Raw genomic sequence first — 21,406 nt, 5'->3', positions numbered from 1 at the left:
CTCGCGAAGAGGCCGGCACTGCCGACCTCAATCCCCCCGCGGCAACTCAATCACAAACCGCGTCCACCCCTGCGCTGATTCGCAACGAATCGTCCCGCCATGGGCGCGAATGATGGATTGAGTAATCGCCAGCCCCAACCCTGCATGTTCACTGCTGCCTTCGTGCCGCGCCGGATCGGCACGGTAGAAGCGATCAAACAGCCGTGGCAGGCGCTCCACTGGTATGCCATCGCCGCTGTTCTCGACCATCAGACTCACGCGCCGCCCGTCCTCGTTCAGTTGCACCCGTACTTGGCCGCGCGCCGGGGTAAACCGCAAGGCGTTGTCCAGCAAGTTGGACAGCGCACGGCGCAGCATGCTGCGATCGCCCTCGACGCGGGCGCTGCCGTTGCGGCTCAGACTCACGCCAGCGTCTTCCGCCAACGGCGCGAAAAACTCCAACAGCACATCGGTTTCCTCGCTTAGCTCCAGGGAGTCGCGCTTGGGCATTAACAAACCGTGATCGGCTTTCGCCAGGTACAACATGTCGTTCACCAGTTGCGCCATCCATTGCAGCTCTTCGAGGTTGCTGTGCAACGCTTCGCGGTAATCCTCGATTGGCCGGGGGCGGGTCAGGGTGACTTGGGTGTGGGTCAGCAGGTTCGACAGCGGCGTGCGCAACTCGTGGGCGATGTCGGCGGAGAACGCCGAGAGCCGCTGAAAAGAATCCTCGAGGCGTCCGAGCATGGCGTTCAGGCTGTGAGCCATTTCCGCGAGTTCGGGGGGCATGTTCACCTCCGGCAGCCGAGCATCCAGCGACTGCGCCGACACCGCGCCGGCCAGCGCACTCATGCGCCGCAACGGGCGCAAGCCGCTGCGCGCTGCCCAGGCACCGAGCAGCGCGGTGGCCAGTGCGGACAGGCCGACCGTCAGCCAGATCAAGCGCTGCATGCGTTGCAGAAAATGCTGGTGATGGGTGATGTCGAGCAACAAGGTCAATTGCGGCGAGTCGCTGGCCTGCGGGCTCAATGGCGCGTTTAACACGCGGTAATCGGTGCCCGCCGCATTCAGGGTCGACAGCCCCGGTGTGTGCGGCAGGTGTTCGGGGATGTTGCTCGCGCTGTCGTACTGGCGCCGGCCATCCTTGTCGGTAATGCGCAATGACAGATCGGCCTGGCGGCTCAGTTCGTCGACCAGCCGTGCGTTGCTGGCGCCAAGCGGAGCCTCGGTCAGCGCCCGACGCAAACCCGTCAGATGGCTGTCGAGCATCTGCTGGTCGAGTTCCAGGAAGTGCGCTTCACTGGCGCGGCTGAACAGCACCCCGGCCAGCAGCGACACCACGGCCGTGCACCCGGCAAACAACAACGCCAGGCGACTGCTCAGGGACAACCGGCGCATCACGCCGGGCGCTCTTCAAGGACATAACCCATGCCGCGCACGGTGTGGATCAACTTGTTGGGGAAGTCGTCATCGATCTTCATGCGCAACCGGCGGATCGCCACTTCGATGACATTGGTGTCGCTGTCGAAATTCATGTCCCAGACTTGCGAGGCAATCAACGATTTGGGCAGCACTTCGCCCTGGCGCCGCAGGAGCATTTCCAACAGGGCAAACTCCTTGGCGGTCAGGTCGATGCGCTGGCCGCCGCGTTCGACCCGGCGGCGAATCAGGTCCAGTTGCAGGTCGGCTAACTGCAGGCGGGTGTCCGAGGGCGCCACGGCGCCGCGACGCAACAGGCTGCGCACCCGGGCCAGCAGCTCGGCGAAGGCGAACGGCTTGACCAAGTAGTCGTCGGCACCCAGATCAAAGCCATGAACCCTGTCCTCCACCGCGTCGCGGGCCGTCAGAAAAAGTACCGGCGTATCGAGCCCGGCACCGCGCACCGCTTGCAGGATCTGCCAGCCATCGCGCCCCGGCAGCATCACGTCGAGGATCAGCAAGGCATAGTCGCCGCTTAGAGCCATCTGCTCAGCGGTACTGCCGTCAGTCACCCACTCGACGTTGAACCCGGCCTCGCTCAGGCCCTGGCGCAGATAATGGCCGGCTTTGGGTTGGTCTTCGACAATCAGTAATTTCATCGGGCGACTCGGCGCTGAAGGACAGACCATGCGTTATACCGTGGACGGCCGGGGTGCGGGGCAAGCTGACAAAGTTGTAATCTGCTCGTCAGCTTTAAGCCAGCGGCGGCTGAATAAAGTGTCCCACAGGCTGATCATCATCTTGTTGGAGTACAACCCATGTTGTTGCGAAACCGTCTGGCACTGGCTGCCTGCACACTGCTGTTGAGCGCTCCACTGTGGGCTGCGTCCGGGCATCACTACGATTTTGGCCAACCGGCCCCGGCGGCTCAGGCGACCCGTAGCGTGGAAGTGGTGATGGGCGATCTGTCCTTCACACCGAAAGCCATCGATATCAAGGCCGGTGAGACGGTTCGCTTCGTGCTGGTGAATAAGGGCCAGTTGCTGCACGAATTCAACCTTGGCGACGCGGCGATGCATGCCGCACATCAGCAGGAAATGGCGAAGATGCAGCAAAGCGGCATGCTCACGCCTACGGGCATGAAGGAAATGGACCACAGCGCCATGGCCGGCATGGACCACGGCGACGGCCATGGGATGAAGCACGACGACCCTAACAGCGTGCTGGTGGAACCGGGCAAGACTGCCGAGCTGACCTGGACCTTCACCCAGGCCAGCAGCCTGGAATTTGCCTGCAACATTCCCGGCCATTACCAGGCCGGCATGGTCGGCAAGCTGACGGTCAGTCAGTAAGCACTCAAAGGCGGGCGCAAAGGCTGATAGAATCCGCTGATTCTTCAGTCAGGTTTCCGCCATGCATCCCGCAGCCGAACATTCGCCGCTGGGCAAATCCAGCGAATACATCGCCACGTACACGCCGTCCTTGCTGTTCCCGATCCCGCGCATCGCGAAATGGGCCGAGTTGGGCCTGACCGCTGAGACTCTGCCGTACCAGGGCGTGGATTTCTGGAACTGCTTCGAACTGTCGTGGTTGCTCCCCTCCGGCAAACCGGTGGTAGCGATCGGCGAATTCAGCATTCCGGCGGACTCGCCGAACATCATCGAATCCAAGTCATTCAAGTTGTACCTCAACTCCTTGAACCAGACCCCATTTGCCGACACCGCCAGCCTTGAAGCGACCCTGGTCAACGACCTGTCGGCTGCCGCCGGCAAACCGGTGGGCGTGCGCATCCGCAGCCTGCGCGACGTAGAAGCCGAAGGCGTGGTGGCGCTACCGGGGGTGTGCATTGATGAACTGGACATTAGCGTCAGCAACTACGAGCACCCGCGCCCGGAATTGCTGCGTTGCGATCAGTCGCGGATCGTCGAGGAAAGCCTGCACAGTCACCTGCTCAAATCCAATTGCCCAGTCACCAGCCAGCCGGATTGGGGCAGCGTCGCGGTGGAATATCGCGGCGCGGCGCTCGATCACGCGAGCCTGCTGGAATACCTGGTGAGCTTTCGCCAACACTCGGACTTCCACGAACAGTGCGTAGAACGAATATTCCTCGACCTGCAACGCTTGCTGAAGCCGCAAAAACTGACGGTGTACGCGCGCTATGTGCGGCGGGGTGGGCTGGATATCAATCCGTATCGCAGCACTGAGGCGGTGCAGTTGCCGAATCACCGCTTGGTGCGACAGTAAGGTTCCGCGAACCATTGTGGCGAGGGAGCTTGCTCCCGCTGGGCTGCGAAGCGGCCGCAAAAAAGCGTGTGAGCGCTGCGCACTCAAGCGGGAGCAAGCTCCCTCGCCACGGTGTTCATGGACGACCTTCAAAAACAAAAAGCCCCGCCATCACTGGCAGGGCTTTTTTGCATCTTGCGGGTTCAGATCCCGATATTGCCCAGCGTCTGCACAATGTTGCGCAATGTACCGGCAATGGCGGGGTGTTCCAGTTCGAAGCGTTCCACGGCGAGGTTGACGCCATCGGACAGGCTGGAATCCTGGGTTTTGGTTTCCAGTTCGATCTGCGATTCGATCTGCGCCATCAACTCGTGCAGATCCGTGCGTTCTTCTGCCGACAGCGGCGGGTTCTGCTCCAATTGCTCGCGCAGGGTGTTGAGTTGTTCTTGCAGTTCGCGGGCAGGCATGGCGTTCTCCCTCAATAATAGTCACAGGCATGGACCGCGCCGCGATGGCAAAGGTTCGTGCCCTGTGCTTTCAGAGTAATCCACTCCTGGCGCGCCTGCATGATCCCGATCAGGGCTTTTCACCTTTGAGGCGGCGCAGATTGATGTCGGCCAGGCAGGTGCTGAGTTCTCCCAAGTGGTCGATGACCGAGTGCACGCCGAGACCGAACAGTTGCACGGTGGCTTTGCCGCGTTTGTGTTCACGCTGTTGCTGGGTGAGGGCTTGCCATTCGCTGGGCGCCAGGCCGCACAGGGAACCGCAAGAGGCCAGGCCGACCGTCCACAAGCCGGCGTTGAGCCCTGATTGCAGTAGCCGTGGTTCGCCACTGACCAGTACGCATCCGTCGAGCCGTCCGACATTCAGTGCCATCAAGGCTTGCCAGCACGCATCCGGGGCCGGCCAAGGTTGATGTGTTGCAGGAAGTTTCTGTGCTACCACCCAATCTGGCAGCGAACCGACCAGGGCATGACTGAGCGGGGAGGGCAGTTCATCGAGCCAGGCGCAAGGGATGCGCAGGCGTTGCAGGTCTTCGAGCACCGCTTGCGCGCCGGGCGTCAAATCAGCGTTCTCCGCGGCTGCAGGGCTGTTGGCGCGGGTCCTTGCGCCGAAATCCACCAGGCAGCCGCTCAGGCCGAACAGAACCGCCGTCAGGGTCGGGGCGGCAACGGGCAGGGCTTCAGCGCGGGACATGGCAACATCCTTGAAATAGTCCTAAGGCTAATGCTGGTCCGTGACAGTTGGGTGACACGAGGACTCGCTCGTTGCATTGTTAGAAATTTCCTACAGCAGCGCGCCAGTCTGAGGCTGCCTAAACTGGGTTTCCGTCTTATACTCGTGCGCTTACCGTGCACGCCAAGCGCCTGCGCCAGTACCCATCCAAGGAGTTTTTTATGCGCTGGAGCCCCCGTCTAGCTCAGCTATGTGTGTCTGCCAGCCTCGCGCTGGTGCCGTTCGCCGCCCAGGCAGCCACGGAAGAAGACCCTTGGGAAAGCGTCAACCGCCCGATCTACAAATTCAACGACGTCCTTGATACCTACGCACTGAAGCCATTGGCCCAGGGCTATCAATTCGTGACGCCGCAGTTTCTCGAAGACGGCATTCACAACATGTTCCGCAACATCGGCGACGTCACCAACCTCGCCAACAACGTCCTCCAGGCCAAACCGGCCGCGGCAGGCGTTGATACGGCGCGGCTGATCTTCAACACCACGTTCGGCCTGCTGGGTTTCTTCGACGTCGGCACGAAAATGGGCTTGCAGCGCAGCGACGAAGACTTCGGCCAGACCCTCGGCTACTGGGGCGTCGGCAGCGGTCCATATGTGATGCTGCCGTTCCTCGGCCCAAGCACGCTGCGTGATGCGCCATCCAAGTTCGTTGATGGCTACACCGGTCCGTATCGCTACATTCACGACGTGCCGGTGCGCAATTCGATCTTCGGTTTGAACATCGTCGACACCCGCGCCAGCCTGCTGTCGGCGGAAAAGCTCATCAACGGCGACAAGTACATTTTCATCCGCAATGCGTACTTGCAGAACCGCGAGTTCAAGGTCAAGGATGGTCAGGTCGAAGACGATTTCTGATCTGTTTCGACTTGCTACAGAAGGCGGCCCTAGTGGCCGCCTTCGTCGTTTTGGATCCGTACACGCGTGTATTTGTGTTAAGCCTCGGAGAACTAACGGTTTTCGCCAAGACTCTGTAGTGTGCTTTATCCTTTCATCAGGTTTCGGTTCCAGGGGTTCTTATAACCGTCGGTGATTTGCTGAAGGAAGTCTCCCGGCAAGCAGTGCCATGAGCTTGAAACGCCCCGCGGATGGGAGTACCGTCTGCGCCTTAGAAGGGCACCTCTGGTGCATCTGTGTCTTGCGTCCGCGCTCGGCGACAGTGCGCGGAGTGGCTAGAAAGCGAATCCAGTAGTGAGTGCCGGGCCAACCGTCCCCGCCTGCTACGCCAACCTAATTCTGGCGCCGTTTGCCCACATGCCAAAAACCAGTGCCACGCTGCTGATAATCGATGATGACGAAGTAGTACGCGCAAGCCTCGCGGCCTACTTGGAAGACAGTGGTTTCAGCGTCCTGCAGGCCAGCAATGGCCAACAGGGTCTTCAGGTATTCGAGCAAGACAAGCCCGACTTGGTCATCTGCGATCTGCGCATGCCGCAGATGGGCGGACTCGAGCTCATTCGCCAGGTCACCGACCGGTCGCCACAGACCCCGGTCATCGTGGTGTCGGGTGCCGGTGTGATGAACGACGCGGTCGAAGCCCTGCGCCTGGGCGCGGCGGATTACCTGATCAAGCCGCTCGAAGACTTGGCAGTGCTGGAGCACTCGGTGCGCCGGGCCCTGGATCGCGCGCGCCTGCTGCTGGAAAACCAGCGCTACCGCGAGAAGCTGGAAACCGCCAATCGCGAACTCGAAGCCAGCCTGAACCTGCTCCAGGAAGACCAGAACGCCGGTCGCCAGGTGCAGATGAACATGCTGCCGGTCAGCCCTTGGTCGATCGACGAGTTCCAGTTTGCCCACCAGATCATCCCATCGCTGTACCTGTCGGGTGATTTCGTCGATTACTTTCGTGTCGACGAGCGTCGGGTCGCGTTCTACCTGGCGGACGTGTCCGGGCATGGCGCTTCATCGGCCTTCGTCACCGTGCTGTTGAAATTCATGACCACGCGCCTCATGTTTGAATCGAAGCGCAACGGCACGCTGCCGGAATTCAAGCCTTCGGAAGTCCTGGGTCATATCAACCGGGGACTGATCAGTTGTAAGCTGGGTAAACACGTCACAATGGTCGGTGGAGTCATCGACGAGGAGACAGGTTTGTTGACCTATAGCATCGGCGGACATCTGCCGTTGCCTGTGTTGTACACGCCAGACAGCGTTCGCTATCTCGAAGGCCGCGGTCTGCCGGTGGGCTTGTTCAATGAAGCCACCTACGAAGACCACGTCCTTGAACTGCCGCCGGTATTCAGTCTGACGCTGATGTCCGACGGCATCCTCGATCTATTGCCAGAACCTACACTCAAAGAGAAAGAAGCTGCGTTGCCCCAACGGGTCAAGGCGGCGGGCGGCAGCCTGGAAGGCCTGCAGCAGGTTTTTGGATTGGCCACGCTGGGTGATATGCCGGACGATATCGCTTTGCTAGTGTTGAGCAGGAATCTTTAATGAGTACCGGTAGAATCCAGTTCGCCGAGCAGGACGGCACCTTCGTCCTGAAGTTCGTCGGTGAAGTTCGCCTGACCCTGTGTTCGGCGTTGGATGCGACGATTGAGCGGATCTTCACCGCGTTGAACTTCAACGCGATCGTGATCGACCTGACCGAAACCCGCAGCATCGACAGCACCACCCTTGGCCTGCTGGCCAAGCTATCGATCCTGTCACGGCAGAAAGTCGGCTTGCTGCCGACGGTCGTCACCACCCACGAAGACATCACCCGACTGCTGCAATCCATGGGCTTCGAGCAGGTGTTCAACATCGTTGATCGGCCGATCCCGTGCACCGAGTGCCTGACGGACTTGCCGGACCAGGATCAGTCGGAAGAAGTGGTACGGATCAAAGTGCTGGAAGCGCACAAAATCCTCATGGGCTTGAATGACTCCAACCGCGAAGCCTTCCATGACCTCGTGAACGCGCTAGAGCGCCACTGAAGCGCCAGAGCCAACGCCACAGAATTTTCAAAGCCAGGCAAACCACATCATCGTCAGAACCAAAAAAAGGGCGAACCCACCAGGGTTCGCCCTTTTTGCATGCCGCTGTCAGATCACAGCTTGGCTTGCAGCAGTGCCTCAAGTTTTTCCTGGTCACGGGCAAACTGGCGGATGCCCTCGGCCAGTTTTTCGGTGGCCATCGCGTCTTCGTTGGACAACCAGCGGAACTGCGCTTCGTTGAGGCTCAGGCGCGCTTCGCCGGCATGACCGGGCGCCAGTTTGCGCTCCAGCTTGCCGGTGTCGGCGGCGAGTTTTTCCAACAGCTCCGGACTGATGGTCAAGCGGTCGCAGCCGGCCAGTTGTTCGATCTGGTTGAGGTTACGGAAGCTCGCGCCCATGACCACAGTCTTGTAGTCATTGGCCTTGTAATAGTTGTAGATACGCGTCACTGACTGCACGCCCGGATCATCCGCGCCGGTGTAGTCGTTGCCGTTGGCCTTTTTGTACCAGTCGTAGATACGGCCCACAAACGGCGAAATCAGGAATACACCGGCGTCGGCGCAGGCCGCGGCCTGGGCGAAGGAGAACAGCAGGGTCAGGTTGGTCTGAATGCCTTCCTTCTCGAGGGTCTCGGCGGCGCGGATGCCTTCCCAGGTGGAAGCGATCTTGATCAGCACCCGGTCGCGGCCAACGCCGGCCTTTTCGTACAGTTCGATCAGACGGTGCGCACGCTTGAGCACAGCGTCGGTGTCGAACGACAAGCGCGCGTCGACTTCGGTGGAGATGCGGCCGGGGATCACCTTGAGGATTTCCTGGCCGACCGCGACGCCGAAGCGGTCGCTGGCCAGGCCAACGTCGCCCTTGCAGTCGCTGACGCACTGGTTGAGCAATTCGGCATAACCGGAAATCGCGGCGGCTTTGAGCAGCAGGGAAGGGTTGGTGGTGGCGTCCACCGGTTTAACGCGAGCAATAGCTTCGAAGTCGCCGGTGTCGGCCACTACGGTGGTGATTTGTTTGAGTTGTTCCAGCTTGGAAGTCATGGGCGTGCTCTGTCCTATGGGTCTGACGACATTACCCGAGCGCTGACAGCCACTCAAGGGTGCGTATGCGTATCGATGGCCCCAGGGGCAACAACCTGAGAACAGGCGTTTGAAAGGCGGGGCGGCGGTATCGGTTATTACGATGCCAAATTCGGGCACTGGTTCAAAGCAACCGACCACCGTCCCGCCCACGCGATGTCACATGCCTTCATCGCAACCAGACTACTGCTGATTCAACATCAAGGAGGCGGCCTGTTTGGCCGGTTTCGGCTGGCCATCGCCGGTCAGCAGGCCAAAGTTGCGCTCGCGGTCGCTGCCGCCGGTTTCGCTGTTTTTCCATTCATAGATCGACGCCAGGGCAATCTTCTGTTGTTTAACGTCGCTGATAAAGGTCCGGACTTTACTTGCTTGCGCTTCGATCCCGCCGTTGTTGCTCAATGACGGCGAACCCCATTCGCTGAGCACCCCCGGCAGATGGAAGTTCTGCTGGATAAACGCCTGCGCCGCGCTGATCTGCGCGCCGCTCATGCCGTAAGGGTGATAAGACACCGCGCTGAGACATTTCGGGTACTGGCTGACAATCGATTGCAGGGCCACGGTGGAGGCCGAGCCTGCGGTTGGCGCTTTGGCGAAGCCGAAACCGACCACCGGCGTCGCGGGCGGGCTTTGTTGCAGGGCGTTGCAGGTGGCGTTCATGAACGGCACGAAGGTTTCGTCGAAACGCCCGGTGGGCCAGTATTTTTCCAGGTCCGGCTCGTTCCAGATCTCAATCGCCACCAACTGCGAACGGTAGGTGCTTTCCAGGCTGCCGATGGCTTTGGCGAAGTCTTGACCGGCCGTTGCCAGTTCGGCATCGCCGCCCAGCGCTTTAGTCGAACGCACCGTGAGCAGCACCGGCAAACCGGCGGACTTGGCGGCGGCAAACGCGTCGCTGACCTGTTGTTGATAAGCCTTGCCGCCGAGGCTGTTGGTCCAGACACCGAAGCGCACGAAGCCAAAACCATCGGATTTGATTTGCGCGCCATCTTCGGCGGAGAAGGTCTGGATCTTCACCTGAACGCCGACGGTTTTGTTGGCCGCCAATACCGGAAACAGCTCGCTGGCGTGAACCTGGCTGGCGGTAATCAGGGTGGCCAGAACTGAGGCACTTAGCCACTTATTAGTTGTTGAGTTCATTTCGAGTTTCCTCGTTAGTTAATTAATCGAATCAACATACGGTGTATGACATAACAGCGGGTACGTTAATTTCGAGACTCGCGCTGTTATAAAAGTGCATGACTGTTATTTTTTGTCAGGCAGGCAACGGGCCAGTAATTACGTTATTTTTAGCGTTATTTTTGGTCCGTTTATTCTGGTTGGGTGGTTTTTAAGTGTCGTGGTACTTAATACGCAGATAGTTACAAGGCGGCTCGATTTCTGAGTGCGGGATAATTCGTTGGTTCAGCGATTGTTCCGTAACACGTCGGCCGATTCGACATTACACGGGAAAAGTAGCCTTGTTCAGAAAGATCCTTGTTGTCTGCGTCGGCAATATTTGCCGTAGTCCTACCGCAGAAATGATGCTGCGCACTGCGTTGCAAACCACCAGGATCGAAGTGGCCTCAGCAGGCCTGCAGGCGCGCGTTGGCGAAGCCATGGAGCCCGCGGCCCGCCAGGTGCTGGAAGCGCGCGGGCAAACCGCCGAAGGGTTCAAGGCACGTCAGCTCACCGCTGATATCGTCAATGAATCCGACCTGATCCTGGTCATGGAAAAAAAACACGTCAATGAAGTACTGAAGATTGCATCGCACGCGCGGGGCAAAGTGTTTCTTCTCGGCAAGTGGCAGAGCGAGCGCGAAATACAGGACCCGTACCGTCAAGGACAAGCCGCTTTTATTCATGCCCATGCATTGATTGAAGATGCTGTTAGCTCATGGGCACAGCGCCTCGGACATTGATGACCAATTTTCAGTTTCGTAAATGGTAAGAACAGACTTATGCAGTTACCGTCAGTAATCGGCAACCGAGACAACGAACGAGACGATATCGATCTTCTCGGTATATTCGGCAGTTTAATTGACCATAAGTGGTTAATAGGCGCGATTACCGGAGCCTTTATGGTCACGGGCGTGGCGTACGCCGTGTTGGCGACCCCGGTGTACCTGGCCAACGCGCTGGTGCAGGTCGAGCCGAAGAAGAACGACATGCTCGGCTTCTCCGACCTCAACAGCATGCTCGGCGGACAATCCCCGGCGGCGACCGAGATCGGCATCATCGAGTCCCGTGCGGTGATCGGCAAAACCGTCGACGACTTGCACCTCGACATCGAAGTGACGCCCAACACCTTTCCCATGATCGGCGGCTTCCTTGCCCGACGTTATCGCGGCGAGACCGAAAACAGCGTCGCCTCGCCACGCTTTGGCCTCAACAGTTATGCCTGGGGCGGTGAACGGTTAGAGATTGCCCAGCTGAAACTGCCGGAAGAACTGTTGGGCAAGAAGCTCACGCTGATTGCCGGCGAACAAAAGCATTTTCAGCTGTTCGACGACAATGATCGCCTGCTGGCGGACGGTGTTGCCGGCCAGGCCTTTGCGCAAAATGGCGTGGAAGGTTTGATCAGCAACTTGGCGGCGAACGCCGGCACCGAGTTCGAAGTGGTGCGCAACCCGCGAATCGTCGCGATCCTGAATTACCAGACGATCCTCGACGTGTCGGAGCAGGGCAAGGAGTCGGGCATTATCCGCCTGGCACTGGCCAGCAGCGATTACCGCCAGGCGGTGATGATCCTCAATAAAGTCGCGACCCTCTACGTGCAGCAGAACGTGCAGCGCACTTCCGCCGAAGCGGCGCAGAGCCTGGATTTTCTGCAAGCGCAGTTGCCGCAGGTCAAGCGTGACCTGATCAAGGCCAGCGAGGCGCTCAACGGTTACCAGACCCGCGGCAAGACCGTGAATATTTCCCTCGAAACCCAGTCGGTGCTGGAACAGATCGTCACCCTGGACACCCGCGTCTCGGAACTGAAGATGCAGCAAGCGGAGATGGATCGTAAGTTCACCAAGCAGCACCCGGCGTATCGCGCCTTGATGTCGCAGATTGGCGAATTGACCCAGCTTCAGAAGAACTTGCAGAGCAAGGTCCAGGACTTGCCGGCGACTCAGCAGGAATTGCTCAACCTGACCCGCGACGTCGAAGTGGCATCGCAGATCTACACGCAGTTGCTGAACAAATCCCAGGAACTGGACATCGTCCGTGCCGGCGCCGTGGGCAATGCGCGGCTGATCGACACCGCCGACGTCGACATGACCACCCCGGTGAAACCGCGCAAACCGCTGATCGTGTTGATCGCCACCTTCCTCGGCGCCTTCGTCGGCGTGGCGTTGGTGCTAGTGCGCAAATCCATGAGCAAAGGCCTGGAAGGCCCGGAAGCCATCGAGCAACTGGGTTTGCCGGTGTATGCGTCGATTCCTTACAGCGCGCTGCAGCAGGAAGAAGATACCAAGAAAGTCCGCATGACCGATCAGGCCTACCTGCTGGCACTGCGCAACCCCACCGACCTGTCGATCGAGTCGATCCGCAGCTTGCGCACCTGCCTGCACTTCGCCGGGCTGGACGCCACCAACAATCGCATCATGATTTCCGGTCCGAGCCCGCAGGTCGGCAAGACCTTTGTCTCGTCCAACCTCGCCGCAGTGATGGCGCAGAGTGGGCAGCGCGTGGTGCTGATCGACGCGGACATGCGCAAGGGGCATTTGCACAAAACCCTCAACACGCCGATCACCAATGGCCTGTCGGATCTGCTGGTCAAACGCTGCACCATCGAGCAGGCGATCAACACCGTCGAAGTCGACAACCTGCACTTCATCAGCCGTGGCCAGGTGCCGCCCAATCCTTCCGAACTGCTGATGCACGCCAACTTCCGCGAGTTGTTGGCGCAACTCAGCGAGCTGTACGACGTGGTAATCATCGACACGCCACCGTTGCTGGCGGTGACCGACGCGGCAATTGTCGGACGGGAAGCGGCGATCAGCCTGATCGTCACCCGCTTCGGGGTGAACCCGGCCAAAGAGATCGAATTGACGATCCGGCGCTTTGCCCAGAATGGCATCGAGTTGAAGGGCGCCGTGTTCAACGGTGTCGAGAAGCGCGCCGCCAGTTACTACGGCAACGGCGGTTACGGCTATTACAACTACGAGTACGCGTCCGACAAAACTTGAGTCTCGGCGATTGTGATTACGGACAAGGAAATGGGTGAGTTGTGAAGAAAATACTGCACGTAGCCGAAACGATTAAAGGTGGCGTGGCCACGGTGATTCGCACGATCTCGGCGCCCCCGGCGGGGGATGCTGAGAATTACGATTTGGTGTACCTGATCCCGCTGGATCAGAAGAAAGAAATGCACGGCATCGATGAGCGCCAGATCCGCACCTTCGAGCGGGCCGGGCGCAACGTGCCCTCGCTGCTCAGGTTCGCCTGGCAGTTGACCCGTGTGCTGTTCAAGGAAAAACCCGATGTGGTGCATTTGCATAGCACCTTTTCCGGGGTGATTGGCCGTTGCGTGTGCCTGCTGCTCAAGCCGTGGCGCTCGCCGACCATCGTCTATTGCCCGCACGCGTTTTCCTTCCTGATGGAGAGTTCGCCGGCCAAGCAGAAGGTCTATGCACTGATTGAGCGGGCGTTGCAGAAGGTCACGGATGTGATCATTTGCGTCAGCCAATACGAACTGGATAAAGCCGCGTCATTTGGCATCGATCGCAGCCGCATGACCCTTGTGTACAACGGTATCCCGCACAAACCCGATGTGCCGCGCGCCTCCGGTCCCGGGCCGATCCACCTGTTGTTCGTCGGCCGGCTCGACTATCAGAAAGGCTTCGATGTGCTGCTCAAAGGCTTTACCGGCGCCGGGCGCAGCGATCTGCAACTGACCGTGGTCGGTAGCGCGGTCAACGAGGACGGCGTCGAGTCGCCGGTGATCGACGGTGTCGAGTACCTGCCGTGGGTCACGCCGACTGAAGTCAATGCGCTGTATCAAGCAGCCGATGTGCTGATCGTCCCCAGTCGCTGGGAAGGTTTTGCCATGGTGCCGCTGGAAGGCATGGCCATGGGTTTGCCGGTGATCGCCAGCGACTGCACCTCGTTGCCGGAACTGGTGACCGATCAGGTCACTGGCTACATCTTCCCGACCGGTGATCATCAGGCCCTGGCCGCTGTGTTGCGCGACCTCGACAAGGCGCAATTGCTCGACTTCGGCTACGCCGGTCGCAAACGCGTGCGTGAGCAGTTCGATGCCGCGTTGATGATTCGCCAGACCTACGACCTGTATTCCGCACCAACTTATCAAGTAGAACTCAGCTCATGAACGTAACGATTTTGCATGGCTACAGCGCGTCCAATTCCGGTGATGGCCTGCTCGTGGATCTGGCCATCGACCTGGTGCTGCGAAACTTCGGCGCCGACACGTCGATCAGCGTGGTCGCCTCAGACCCGCAATCCTTCAGCTATTTGCCGTACAAACGTTTCGACGCACCGGTCATGGCGGCCAAGGGGCTGGGCCGGGTCAAGCAAGCGGTGTTTCTCAACCAGTCCTATGCCGGGCTGGCGGACCTGCTGAGTTCGACCGACCTGATCGTTGGCGTCGGTGGCGGTTACATGCGCTCGAAAAGTGCTTTCGAGCACATCAAGTTGAAACTCGGCCACGCCAAGCAACTGGAAACCGCGATCCGCAGCAAAGTGCCGTCGGTGTATTTGCCGCAGAGCATTGGGCCGTTCCACGGCGAAAGCAGCAAAATCGTCGAGCACTACGCCAGTGCCGACGCGGTGTTCGTCCGTGACAACCGCTCTTCGGCCCTGTTTGACACCCAGGACAACGTCTACCGCGCGCCGGACCTGGCGGTGCAATCGCTGGCCAAGAAGATCCTCCAGCAACCCAAGTTCACCCGCTGCGCCGCCTCGCCGGCGACGGTGTGTGTGGTGCTGCGCAAACCGCCGGAGTGGAGCAAGGACAAGAAAGTTGCCTACGTCGCCAACCTGAAGCTGCTGCTGCAACGCCTGCGCGCCAAGAGCAAAGTGGTGTGCGCGGTGCAGAGCGCGGTGCGCGGCAACGATGACGGCGCGTTTTATCGCGAGTTGGGCATTACCGAAGATTTGCTGCCGCTCAAGGCAACCCTGGCCAAGTACCAACCGGACCTGGTGATTTCCGTGCGTCTGCACGGCGCTATCGAGTCGCTGCTGTCCGGCGTGCCAGCGTTTCATATCAGTTACGAGCGCAAAGGTTTTGGTGCTTATCAGGACATGGGTGTCGAAGACTGGGTGATCAATGGCGGCGACATCAACGTCGACACCATTATCGACACGGTCTACGCGCCCAATGCACTGACCCGCTTCGGCCAGCGTCTGACTGACACCTGCAAAGAGATCGAAGCCAAGACCCTGCTGATGGACGACATCATCAAAGGGATCATTCGATGATATTTCGGCTTTTGCTCCGAGGCGGGGCATTAGGCGCGAAGTTTCTGCTGGTGTTGGCCATCACCCATTACCTGGGCTACGACGCGTTGGGGTTCTACGGCGTAGTGGTCGCGGCGTCGTTGATCGCTTCGAAGTTCTACAGCGTCGGTTTCAGTTCCGAGATCAATCGGCTGATCAGCGTCGGCGGCAGTTCGCGGCCGGTGATCGACAAAGTGTTGCTGCTTTATTTCGCCGTCGGGCTGGCGGCGTCGGTGATCATGGTGACGATCTATGCGCAGTTGCAGCAGGTCGAAGTGAGCGCCGCGCTGATCGTCTGCGTAACGCTGCTGTTGCTCACCGAGCACCTGTCGTTCGAACTCAACTCCTTTGTGTTTTCCGCGCAGAAAGCCAATTGGGGCGCGATGCTGTTTTTCATCAAGACCGGGCTCTGGGCGCTGCTGGCGGTGGCCGGGATGATGCTCGGCTGGGTCGCGAGCATCGCCAGCGTGCTGTGGTTGTGGGTGATCTCCAACGTATTGGTGATGATTGCCGGTTACCTGATTGTGGTGCGGCAACATGCCGGCCGCGCCACCGGCACGTTGACCACTGGCACGGTGTGGAAGGCCGGGTTGCCGTTTTACCTGGGCGCGGGACTCATTGCCTTGAGTCAGTACGCCGAGCGCTTTTTGATCGTCGATCTCGAACCCTACGCCAGCCTCGGCAAGTACGTGTACGCCTGGTCGGCGGCCAACACCTTGCAGGCGTTGTCCTATGCGGTAGTGGCGGTAGTGGGGGTTCCGGTGTTGGCCAAGCGTTACCAACAGCATCAGCAAGCGCCGACGCTGCGCGAGTTGTTCGTCAACACGTGGGTCAAGCGCTCGCTGCTGGTGTCGGCGGCGGTGGCGGTGATGATCTGGGTGTTCTTCAACGTTGTGCTGGATTACGTCGCCGCCAGCGTGCCGCGTCCCGATAACGGCCTGCTCGCGGTGCTGATTGTGTCCTTCGCGTTGCGTGCGGTGGGCGACGTGGTGTGGGGCGGTTTGATCGCTTCGAAAAACAGTCGCGTGTCGCTGGCCAGCGCCGCCGTTTGCTTGCTGGTCTCGCTGCCGGTGAGCTACCTGTTGATCAAGCATCATTCGATCTACGGCGCGGCGTGGGGCAACGTGTTTTCGATCTGCGTGCAACTGGGCGTGATTGCCGTGCTGACCCGGTTCGCCCGGGTGAAGGAGACGGCGTAATGGCGTTGAAATTGCCCTCCATCGAGTTTCGCGGCCGACGCCTCGATTCCTCGTTGTCGTTCCTGATTTTGTTCACCGGGCTGTTCCTGTCGGTGACCATGCCAATGCTGGCCCACCGTGACCCCGGCCCCGATGCGATGACGTTGTGGTCGTCCTACGTGCGCGCCGACAACTGCAACTTCTGGAACCCGTTCTCGCCGGATCGTTCTTCCTACGAGTGTTCGGCGTACCTGCTGCGACCGACCGGGATCAACCTGACCAACGCCTGGGCCTACGGCATGGCGTGCAACCTGTTCCTGACGGCGATTCCGGTGTTCATGTTCCGCCGCATCCCGCTGACGATTTTCTTCACCCTGTGCCTGTGGGGCGTGGTGCGCTCGTTCTTCCTGGAGAACCTGACCAAGGAAATCATCGTCTCGGTGGCGATGCTGTCGATTCTGTTGTGCTCGTTCACCAGCCGTTATCGCATCGGGTTTTTTCTCTCGGCGGTGATCTACGGCGTGCTGATCCGGCCCTACTGGATTCTGTTCTCGCTGGCCTGGGTCGGCGTCTGCGTGATGAAAAAGTACGTCACGCGGTTCACCTTCTTCCTGATGCTGTTCCTGTTCTACCTGGCGATCGCCACCGCGATTCAACTGGTGGTCGGTTACTCGGTGTCGTCGATTCGCGCCAGCAACAACGAGCTGCGCACAGCAGGGGAGGAGGGTTCGAAGTCGTTGATCGTGTCGTGGATCAGCGGCGGCGATTTCGTCTCCCAGGCCCTCGACTCGATGAGCATTTTTTTCCGCCTGTCGTTCCCCGGTGAGCTGGTGCTGTTATCCGGTCCGAGCCAGGTGATCTTCGTGGTGCTGATGGTGATGACCTCCTTGCTGATGTTCAAAATGATCACCTCGACCGAATACCGGGGTGTGCGCATCGACGTCAAGGCCAAGGAGTTGATTGCGGTTCCCCTGTCTTTTTTGCTGGTTCAAGGTTTGTTCGAACCGGACTTCGGTTCTTTCGCCCGACATTTCTCCATGGTGGTCCCGGTGCTGTTCCTGGGCCTGGGATTGCAGTTGAGCAAAAGAGCCGAACCGGTGGCGGCCAAGGTCTTGAATCGAGGTTCGTGAGTTATGTCGAGCAACAATAAATCCCTCGAGATTGAAACCCTGCGTGGCCTGGCGTGCCTGTTGCTGGTGCTGTACCACGTGATCGGGCCGTTGGGCGGTGGTTTGAAAATCGACCTCGGCTCGCCGTACCGGGTGATCGCCGATTCCATGGTGTACGTGCGCATGCCGCTGTTCACCTTTATCTCGGGCTACATCTATTCGCTGTACAAGATCCGCGGCAATGATTTCTCCAGCTACTTCGTCGGCAAGGTGCGGCGGCTGATCGTGCCGCTGTTCTGCGTCGGCGTGCCGTTCTCGGTGCTGCAAGCGGTCGGGCCGGGCGTCAATAAAGAGGTCGGGCTGACTGATGCCTTGCTGTCGTTCTACATCCCGGTCAACCACTTCTGGTTCCTGCAAGCGGTGTTCATCATTTTCATGTTCGTCGGCTTGCTGCAGTGGCGTGGCTTGTTGGGCACGGCGACCCGGCAATATGGGCTGCTGGCCTTTGCCGCGCTGGTGTTTTTGCTGCCGCCGTTCCCTGTCGATGCGTTTGGCATCAATGGCGCGATCTATTTGTTGCCGTTCTTTGTCACCGGGATGATTTGCCAGGAGAACGTCGCCGCGATTAAACGCCGCTTCAAGACGTTCGGGCCGCTGCTGTTCGTGGTGATTTCGCTGGTGCTGCTTTACGTGTCGGCCATTGACCGAGAGATGATCGTCGACCGCCGCAGCCTGATCGGTTTGCTGGTGGGTTGCGTGTCGTGCGTGGCGTTGCTGTCCAGTGATATGCGCGCACAGTGGCTGATCTGGCTGGGCGGTTATTCTTACGCGATCTTTCTGTTCCATGTGCTGTTCGCCGCGACTTCGCGTTTCATCCTCGGCCGCCTCGGCGTGCAGGATGAAACCCTGCTGGTACTTGGCGGCGTGAGTTGCGGGTTACTGGGGCCGGTGATTTTGTCGACGGTGTTCAGCCGTTTCAGCGTGACCTCGCTGTTGTTCCTCGGTGAGCGGGCTTCGCGGAAAAAACCGGCGCCGGCTGTGACGCCGGCGGTGCAGTCGTGACGGCCGTCGATGTCGGGCCGGATGTGGCGGCCCAGGTGGTGCAGGTGGGTGACGTGCGCCAGCGCTTCAGCCAGTTTCGCGAAGGCCAGGCCGGTAAGGTGCTGGCAATCTCAGTGATTGGCGACAGCTACAGCGCCGGGCAGGATTTTTACCTGAACAAACTGGTGCAACGTCTGGCGCAGGAGCGCGGTTTCGCCGGGCCCGGTTACGTCGGCTTCAACCACGGCGCGGCGCTCGGCGGCACGCAGTACAAATACACCCGCAGCAGTGACAAATATTTCGGCGGCGACTGGGACGTGTCCAAGCTCGGCCAGGCCAGCCCCGACAGCCGCACCGTCACCGGTCACCCCGGCGCGTATCTGCAAGTGGATGCCAGCCCGAGCAAGGCGATCGATACCTCGGTGACCCAGGCCAAGTTGCTGTACCTGGGCGACGGCCAGACTAATGAAATGCGTTACCGCTGGGCGGCGAGCTCGCCGTGGCAGACTTTGGCGGCGAGCGGCAGCGGCGTTCAGGAATTTTCCCTGAGTGGGCTGCCAACCGGCCCTGACTGGTCGTTACGCCTCGAAGTGCTGAAAGGCGCGCCGACGCTGTTTGGTCTGTGGATGAGTAACGATCGGGGCGGGGTCAGGGTGTCCAAACTGGCGGCGTCCGGTGCCGCATCGAAAGACTTCTACCACAGCGACCCGGCCTGGCAGGCGCAGTGGAAAGCGGTGGTCTCGGCGATTCCGGCGGACGTGTATCTGATCATGCTCGGTGGCAACGATCAGGGCTTCGGCGTGAAACCCGAACAGTACCTGCAGAACATTCAGGGGCTGGTGGGGATGGTCCGGGCGATTCACCCCAAGGCAAGCATCAACCTGGTGTTGCGCCAGGATACTACGCGTTCCAGCGCCTATCCGATGTCGGCTTACGCCCAAGTCCTCGAACCCTGGGCGCGGGCCGAGCACTTGGGCTACGCCAATATGCAGTGCGCATTCGGTGCTGACTTCAAGCGCTACGCTGGCGGCGGACCAACGCCGATGATCGGGCCGGACAAGATTCATCCAATCCCGGCCTCCGGCGGTCGGTTGATCGCCGACTACATGCATCGGCTGATCGTCGGCGACCACAGCAAAGTGTCGCCGCAGGACACCTGCGGCGCGGCCTTACCTTAGCTCGTTCTCGAACCGTTCGAGTTGCGCCAGCAGCTCGGCGGTTTTCAGCGCCATCAACTGCGAATCGCCACGGGTTTCCACGTTGATGATGATCGCCGGTTCGCTGGCGGGCACCCGCACGCGGAAGCGCCAGTTCTTGAACATCACGGTCAGCCCGTGACCTTCGTCGACATCCAGCGCCTGTGGCCCGTAGAGGTGTTTCAGGTGACTGAGCAGTGGCGTGGGGTCGCTGATCGGACGGTGGATATCGCCCGACGACGGGAACATGCCGATCTCTTCCACCATCAGGATCGAACCCAGCCAGGTCGCGCCGTCGGTAGGGCGCGAGCGGTATTGCGCCAGGTTCGCCATCATCGCCAGGTTGCCCTTGTCCTGTTCACTGTCTGCTGCGTGTTTTGCATGGTTCATAGTCACCTGCCTGAATCGAAGTGGGGGCAACACAAGTGCCGGTCAACAAGGGGAGGGTGAAGCGGTCCGGTCAAAGGCCTTTGAGGAACATATTCTGGTAGCAGAAATTGGTCGCCTCGATGTAACCCTCGGCGTCGCCGCAGTCGAAACGCATGCCGGCGAATTTGTAGGCCAGGACGCGGCCATCCAGCGCCTGCTTCATCAACGCGTCGGTGATCTGGATCTCGCCGCCCTTGCCGGGCTGGGTGTCGGCGATCAGGTCGAAGATGTCCGGGGTCAGAATGTAGCGACCGATGATCGCCAGATTCGACGGCGCGTCTTCCGGCGCTGGTTTCTCGACCATATTGCTGACGCGGTACAGGCCGTCGGCAATCATCTCGCCGGCGATCACCCCGTATTTGTGGGTCTGGTCGCGCGGCACTTCCTGGATGGCGACGATCGAGCAGCGGTACTTCTTGTACAGCTCGATCATTTGCGCCAGCACGCCGTCGCCTTCGAGGTTCAGGCACAGGTCATCGGCCAGGACCACGGCGAAGGCTTCGTCACCGATCAGCGGGCGGCCGCTCAGGATCGCGTGGCCGAGGCCTTTCATTTCGACCTGGCGGGTATAGGAGAAGGTGCAGGTTTCAATCAACTCGCGGGTGCTGGCGAGGAATTTTTCTTTCGCGGTGCCACGGATCTGATGTTCCAGTTCATAGCTGATATCGAAGTGGTCTTCCAGCGCCCGTTTGCCGCGACCGGTGACGATCGCCATGTGCTGCAGACCGGCGTCCCGCGCTTCTTCAACGCCGTACTGGATCAGCGGCTTGTTGACGATCGGTAGCATTTCCTTGGGCATGGCCTTGGTTGCCGGCAGGAAACGAGTGCCATAGCCGGCAGCGGGGAACAAACATTTACGAATCATAAAAGTATCCTGGAAAGTCATGAATGACAGCCAATCGCCCGGCACAGTAAGCGGCGGCTGTTAGTTTCGATATTAATTGAGCCTGCACTTTAATACCTGACACTGACCTTGGCTGGCAATTATCAAAGTGCCTGCAATGGGCCAATGTTATGAGATGTCGGGCTGTTAGTTATCCGGTTATTTTTAGTCGGTATCTGGTGATAGTGGTGGTCGCTGCGGAGTGCTAAATAAGTATCAGGCTTTACAGTCTGGCCTGAATAAATATTTATTGCCAGTCGTTGAACTAAATCAGTTCTTGTTGTCGTCCCGGTTTGTTAT

21 protein-coding genes are annotated in these 21,406 nt (G+C 59.6%); 13 read left to right on the top strand and 8 right to left on the bottom strand.

The features are described from left to right. Window positions 1-27: 27 nt before the first annotated feature. Both RG836_RS23430 and RG836_RS23425 read right to left on the bottom strand, forming a co-directional pair. On the bottom strand, window positions 28-1,377 hold the full coding sequence (locus RG836_RS23430; protein WP_310849956.1) for a heavy metal sensor histidine kinase: 1,350 nt from the start codon (window positions 1,375-1,377) through the stop codon (window positions 28-30). Further along, window positions 1,377-2,057, bottom strand: coding sequence for a heavy metal response regulator transcription factor (locus RG836_RS23425; RefSeq protein ID WP_310849955.1), 681 nt, complete (start codon window positions 2,055-2,057; stop codon window positions 1,377-1,379). Before RG836_RS23425 ends, RG836_RS23430 begins: the two co-directional genes overlap by 1 nt. Window positions 2,058-2,216: 159 nt before the next feature. Here RG836_RS23425 and copI point away from each other — a divergent pair, with 159 nt between their 5' ends. After that, window positions 2,217-2,750, top strand: coding sequence for a copper-resistant cuproprotein CopI (copI, locus tag RG836_RS23420; protein WP_310849954.1), 534 nt, complete (start codon window positions 2,217-2,219; stop codon window positions 2,748-2,750). A 61-nt stretch (window positions 2,751-2,811) separates the two neighbouring features. Further along, entirely contained in the window at window positions 2,812-3,642 is an 831-nt protein-coding gene (gene queF, locus RG836_RS23415) for an NADPH-dependent 7-cyano-7-deazaguanine reductase QueF (RefSeq protein WP_310849953.1), read from the top strand. A 182-nt stretch (window positions 3,643-3,824) separates the two neighbouring features. Here the strand turns inward: queF and RG836_RS23410 are convergent, their stop codons facing one another. Further along, the gene (locus RG836_RS23410) at window positions 3,825-4,088 is read right to left on the bottom strand and encodes a DUF4404 family protein (protein WP_310849952.1); all 264 of its coding nucleotides are present in this window, start codon (window positions 4,086-4,088) and stop codon (window positions 3,825-3,827) included. A gap of 109 nt (window positions 4,089-4,197) precedes the next feature. Continuing rightward, window positions 4,198-4,818: an HAD family phosphatase gene (locus RG836_RS23405; protein ID WP_310849951.1), complete on the bottom strand. Its 621-nt coding sequence runs from the start codon at window positions 4,816-4,818 to the stop codon at window positions 4,198-4,200. Between the two features lie 200 nt (window positions 4,819-5,018). On the opposite strand from RG836_RS23405, the gene RG836_RS23400 reads away from it, so the two are divergent. The 3 genes from RG836_RS23400 (at window position 5,019) to rssC (ending at window position 7,768) form a co-directional block, all read left to right on the top strand. Further along, the gene (locus RG836_RS23400) at window positions 5,019-5,708 is read left to right on the top strand and encodes an MlaA family lipoprotein (protein WP_310849949.1); all 690 of its coding nucleotides are present in this window, start codon (window positions 5,019-5,021) and stop codon (window positions 5,706-5,708) included. Between the two features lie 396 nt (window positions 5,709-6,104). After that, on the top strand, window positions 6,105-7,286 hold the full coding sequence (gene rssB, locus RG836_RS23395) for a two-component system response regulator RssB (RefSeq protein WP_310849948.1): 1,182 nt from the start codon (window positions 6,105-6,107) through the stop codon (window positions 7,284-7,286). Next, a complete protein-coding gene (rssC, locus tag RG836_RS23390) occupies window positions 7,286-7,768 on the top strand; it encodes an anti-sigma factor antagonist RssC (RefSeq protein WP_310849946.1) in 483 nt (160 codons plus the stop codon). The genes rssB and rssC overlap by 1 nt, the downstream gene beginning before the upstream one ends. Window positions 7,769-7,881: 113 nt before the next feature. Here rssC and tal read toward each other — a convergent pair whose 3' ends face one another. Together tal and RG836_RS23380 are read right to left on the bottom strand one after the other, a co-directional pair. Beyond that, window positions 7,882-8,808 (bottom strand): transaldolase, encoded by a 927-nt coding sequence (gene tal, locus RG836_RS23385; protein ID WP_310849945.1) that lies wholly within the window; start codon window positions 8,806-8,808, stop codon window positions 7,882-7,884. A gap of 222 nt (window positions 8,809-9,030) precedes the next feature. Next, complete coding sequence (locus RG836_RS23380; protein ID WP_310849944.1) at window positions 9,031-9,984, bottom strand: cellulase family glycosylhydrolase; 954 nt, start codon at window positions 9,982-9,984, stop codon at window positions 9,031-9,033. A 320-nt stretch (window positions 9,985-10,304) separates the two neighbouring features. Between RG836_RS23380 and RG836_RS23375 the strand changes: the two genes are divergently transcribed. From RG836_RS23375 to RG836_RS23340, 8 genes are read left to right on the top strand one after another with little or no spacing between them, the layout of a single operon-like run. Beyond that, window positions 10,305-10,745, top strand: coding sequence for a low molecular weight protein-tyrosine-phosphatase (locus RG836_RS23375; protein WP_310849942.1), 441 nt, complete (start codon window positions 10,305-10,307; stop codon window positions 10,743-10,745). 39 nt (window positions 10,746-10,784) lie between these two features. Continuing rightward, the gene (locus tag RG836_RS23370) at window positions 10,785-13,001 is read left to right on the top strand and encodes a polysaccharide biosynthesis tyrosine autokinase (protein ID WP_310849941.1); all 2,217 of its coding nucleotides are present in this window, start codon (window positions 10,785-10,787) and stop codon (window positions 12,999-13,001) included. Between the two features lie 41 nt (window positions 13,002-13,042). Then, window positions 13,043-14,143 (top strand): glycosyltransferase, encoded by a 1,101-nt coding sequence (locus RG836_RS23365; RefSeq protein ID WP_310849939.1) that lies wholly within the window; start codon window positions 13,043-13,045, stop codon window positions 14,141-14,143. Further along, entirely contained in the window at window positions 14,140-15,252 is a 1,113-nt protein-coding gene (locus tag RG836_RS23360) for a polysaccharide pyruvyl transferase family protein (RefSeq protein ID WP_310849937.1), read from the top strand. Before RG836_RS23365 ends, RG836_RS23360 begins: the two co-directional genes overlap by 4 nt. Next, on the top strand, window positions 15,249-16,469 hold the full coding sequence (locus RG836_RS23355; RefSeq protein ID WP_310849935.1) for an MATE family efflux transporter: 1,221 nt from the start codon (window positions 15,249-15,251) through the stop codon (window positions 16,467-16,469). Before RG836_RS23360 ends, RG836_RS23355 begins: the two co-directional genes overlap by 4 nt. Further along, complete coding sequence (locus RG836_RS23350) at window positions 16,469-17,578, top strand: hypothetical protein (protein WP_310849933.1); 1,110 nt, start codon at window positions 16,469-16,471, stop codon at window positions 17,576-17,578. The genes RG836_RS23355 and RG836_RS23350 overlap by 1 nt, the downstream gene beginning before the upstream one ends. A 3-nt stretch (window positions 17,579-17,581) precedes the next feature. Continuing rightward, complete coding sequence (locus tag RG836_RS23345; RefSeq protein ID WP_310849932.1) at window positions 17,582-18,619, top strand: acyltransferase family protein; 1,038 nt, start codon at window positions 17,582-17,584, stop codon at window positions 18,617-18,619. After that, window positions 18,616-19,776, top strand: coding sequence for an SGNH/GDSL hydrolase family protein (locus RG836_RS23340; RefSeq protein WP_310849930.1), 1,161 nt, complete (start codon window positions 18,616-18,618; stop codon window positions 19,774-19,776). The genes RG836_RS23345 and RG836_RS23340 overlap by 4 nt, the downstream gene beginning before the upstream one ends. On the opposite strand, the gene RG836_RS23335 is transcribed toward RG836_RS23340, so the two are convergent. Both RG836_RS23335 and galU read right to left on the bottom strand, forming a co-directional pair. Then, window positions 19,768-20,184, bottom strand: a complete 417-nt coding sequence (locus RG836_RS23335; RefSeq protein ID WP_310849928.1) for a phosphohexomutase domain-containing protein — start codon at window positions 20,182-20,184, stop codon at window positions 19,768-19,770. The genes RG836_RS23340 and RG836_RS23335 overlap by 9 nt on opposite strands. A gap of 70 nt (window positions 20,185-20,254) precedes the next feature. Next, window positions 20,255-21,088, bottom strand: coding sequence for a UTP--glucose-1-phosphate uridylyltransferase GalU (gene galU / locus RG836_RS23330; protein ID WP_310849927.1), 834 nt, complete (start codon window positions 21,086-21,088; stop codon window positions 20,255-20,257). Between the last annotated feature and the right edge of the window lie 318 nt (window positions 21,089-21,406).

This window comes from Pseudomonas rhizozeae (genome assembly GCF_031583775.1).
Lineage (GTDB): Bacteria > Pseudomonadota > Gammaproteobacteria > Pseudomonadales > Pseudomonadaceae > Aquipseudomonas.
Note: the sequence above shows the minus strand (reverse complement) of the source record. Positions and strands in the feature narration are given on the sequence as shown.

Excerpts from the sequence above, each read along its gene's own strand:
- RG836_RS23380 (WP_310849944.1), bottom strand. The coding sequence starts at position 9,984 with ATGAACTCAACAACTAATAAGTGGCTAAGTGCCTCAGTTCTGGCCACC.
- rssC (WP_310849946.1), top strand. The coding sequence starts at position 7,286 with ATGAGTACCGGTAGAATCCAGTTCGCCGAGCAGGACGGCACCTTCGTC.
- RG836_RS23400 (WP_310849949.1), top strand. The coding sequence starts at position 5,019 with ATGCGCTGGAGCCCCCGTCTAGCTCAGCTATGTGTGTCTGCCAGCCTC.
- RG836_RS23370 (WP_310849941.1), top strand. The coding sequence starts at position 10,785 with ATGCAGTTACCGTCAGTAATCGGCAACCGAGACAACGAACGAGACGAT.
- queF (WP_310849953.1), top strand. The coding sequence starts at position 2,812 with ATGCATCCCGCAGCCGAACATTCGCCGCTGGGCAAATCCAGCGAATAC.
- rssB (WP_310849948.1), top strand. The coding sequence starts at position 6,105 with ATGCCAAAAACCAGTGCCACGCTGCTGATAATCGATGATGACGAAGTA.
- RG836_RS23345 (WP_310849932.1), top strand. The coding sequence starts at position 17,582 with ATGTCGAGCAACAATAAATCCCTCGAGATTGAAACCCTGCGTGGCCTG.
- RG836_RS23430 (WP_310849956.1), bottom strand. The coding sequence starts at position 1,377 with ATGCGCCGGTTGTCCCTGAGCAGTCGCCTGGCGTTGTTGTTTGCCGGG.
- RG836_RS23335 (WP_310849928.1), bottom strand. The coding sequence starts at position 20,184 with ATGAACCATGCAAAACACGCAGCAGACAGTGAACAGGACAAGGGCAAC.
- RG836_RS23425 (WP_310849955.1), bottom strand. The coding sequence starts at position 2,057 with ATGAAATTACTGATTGTCGAAGACCAACCCAAAGCCGGCCATTATCTG.
- galU (WP_310849927.1), bottom strand. The coding sequence starts at position 21,088 with ATGATTCGTAAATGTTTGTTCCCCGCTGCCGGCTATGGCACTCGTTTC.
- RG836_RS23410 (WP_310849952.1), bottom strand. The coding sequence starts at position 4,088 with ATGCCTGCCCGCGAACTGCAAGAACAACTCAACACCCTGCGCGAGCAA.
- RG836_RS23360 (WP_310849937.1), top strand. The coding sequence starts at position 14,140 with ATGAACGTAACGATTTTGCATGGCTACAGCGCGTCCAATTCCGGTGAT.
- RG836_RS23350 (WP_310849933.1), top strand. The coding sequence starts at position 16,469 with ATGGCGTTGAAATTGCCCTCCATCGAGTTTCGCGGCCGACGCCTCGAT.
- copI (WP_310849954.1), top strand. The coding sequence starts at position 2,217 with ATGTTGTTGCGAAACCGTCTGGCACTGGCTGCCTGCACACTGCTGTTG.
- RG836_RS23405 (WP_310849951.1), bottom strand. The coding sequence starts at position 4,818 with ATGTCCCGCGCTGAAGCCCTGCCCGTTGCCGCCCCGACCCTGACGGCG.
- RG836_RS23355 (WP_310849935.1), top strand. The coding sequence starts at position 15,249 with ATGATATTTCGGCTTTTGCTCCGAGGCGGGGCATTAGGCGCGAAGTTT.
- tal (WP_310849945.1), bottom strand. The coding sequence starts at position 8,808 with ATGACTTCCAAGCTGGAACAACTCAAACAAATCACCACCGTAGTGGCC.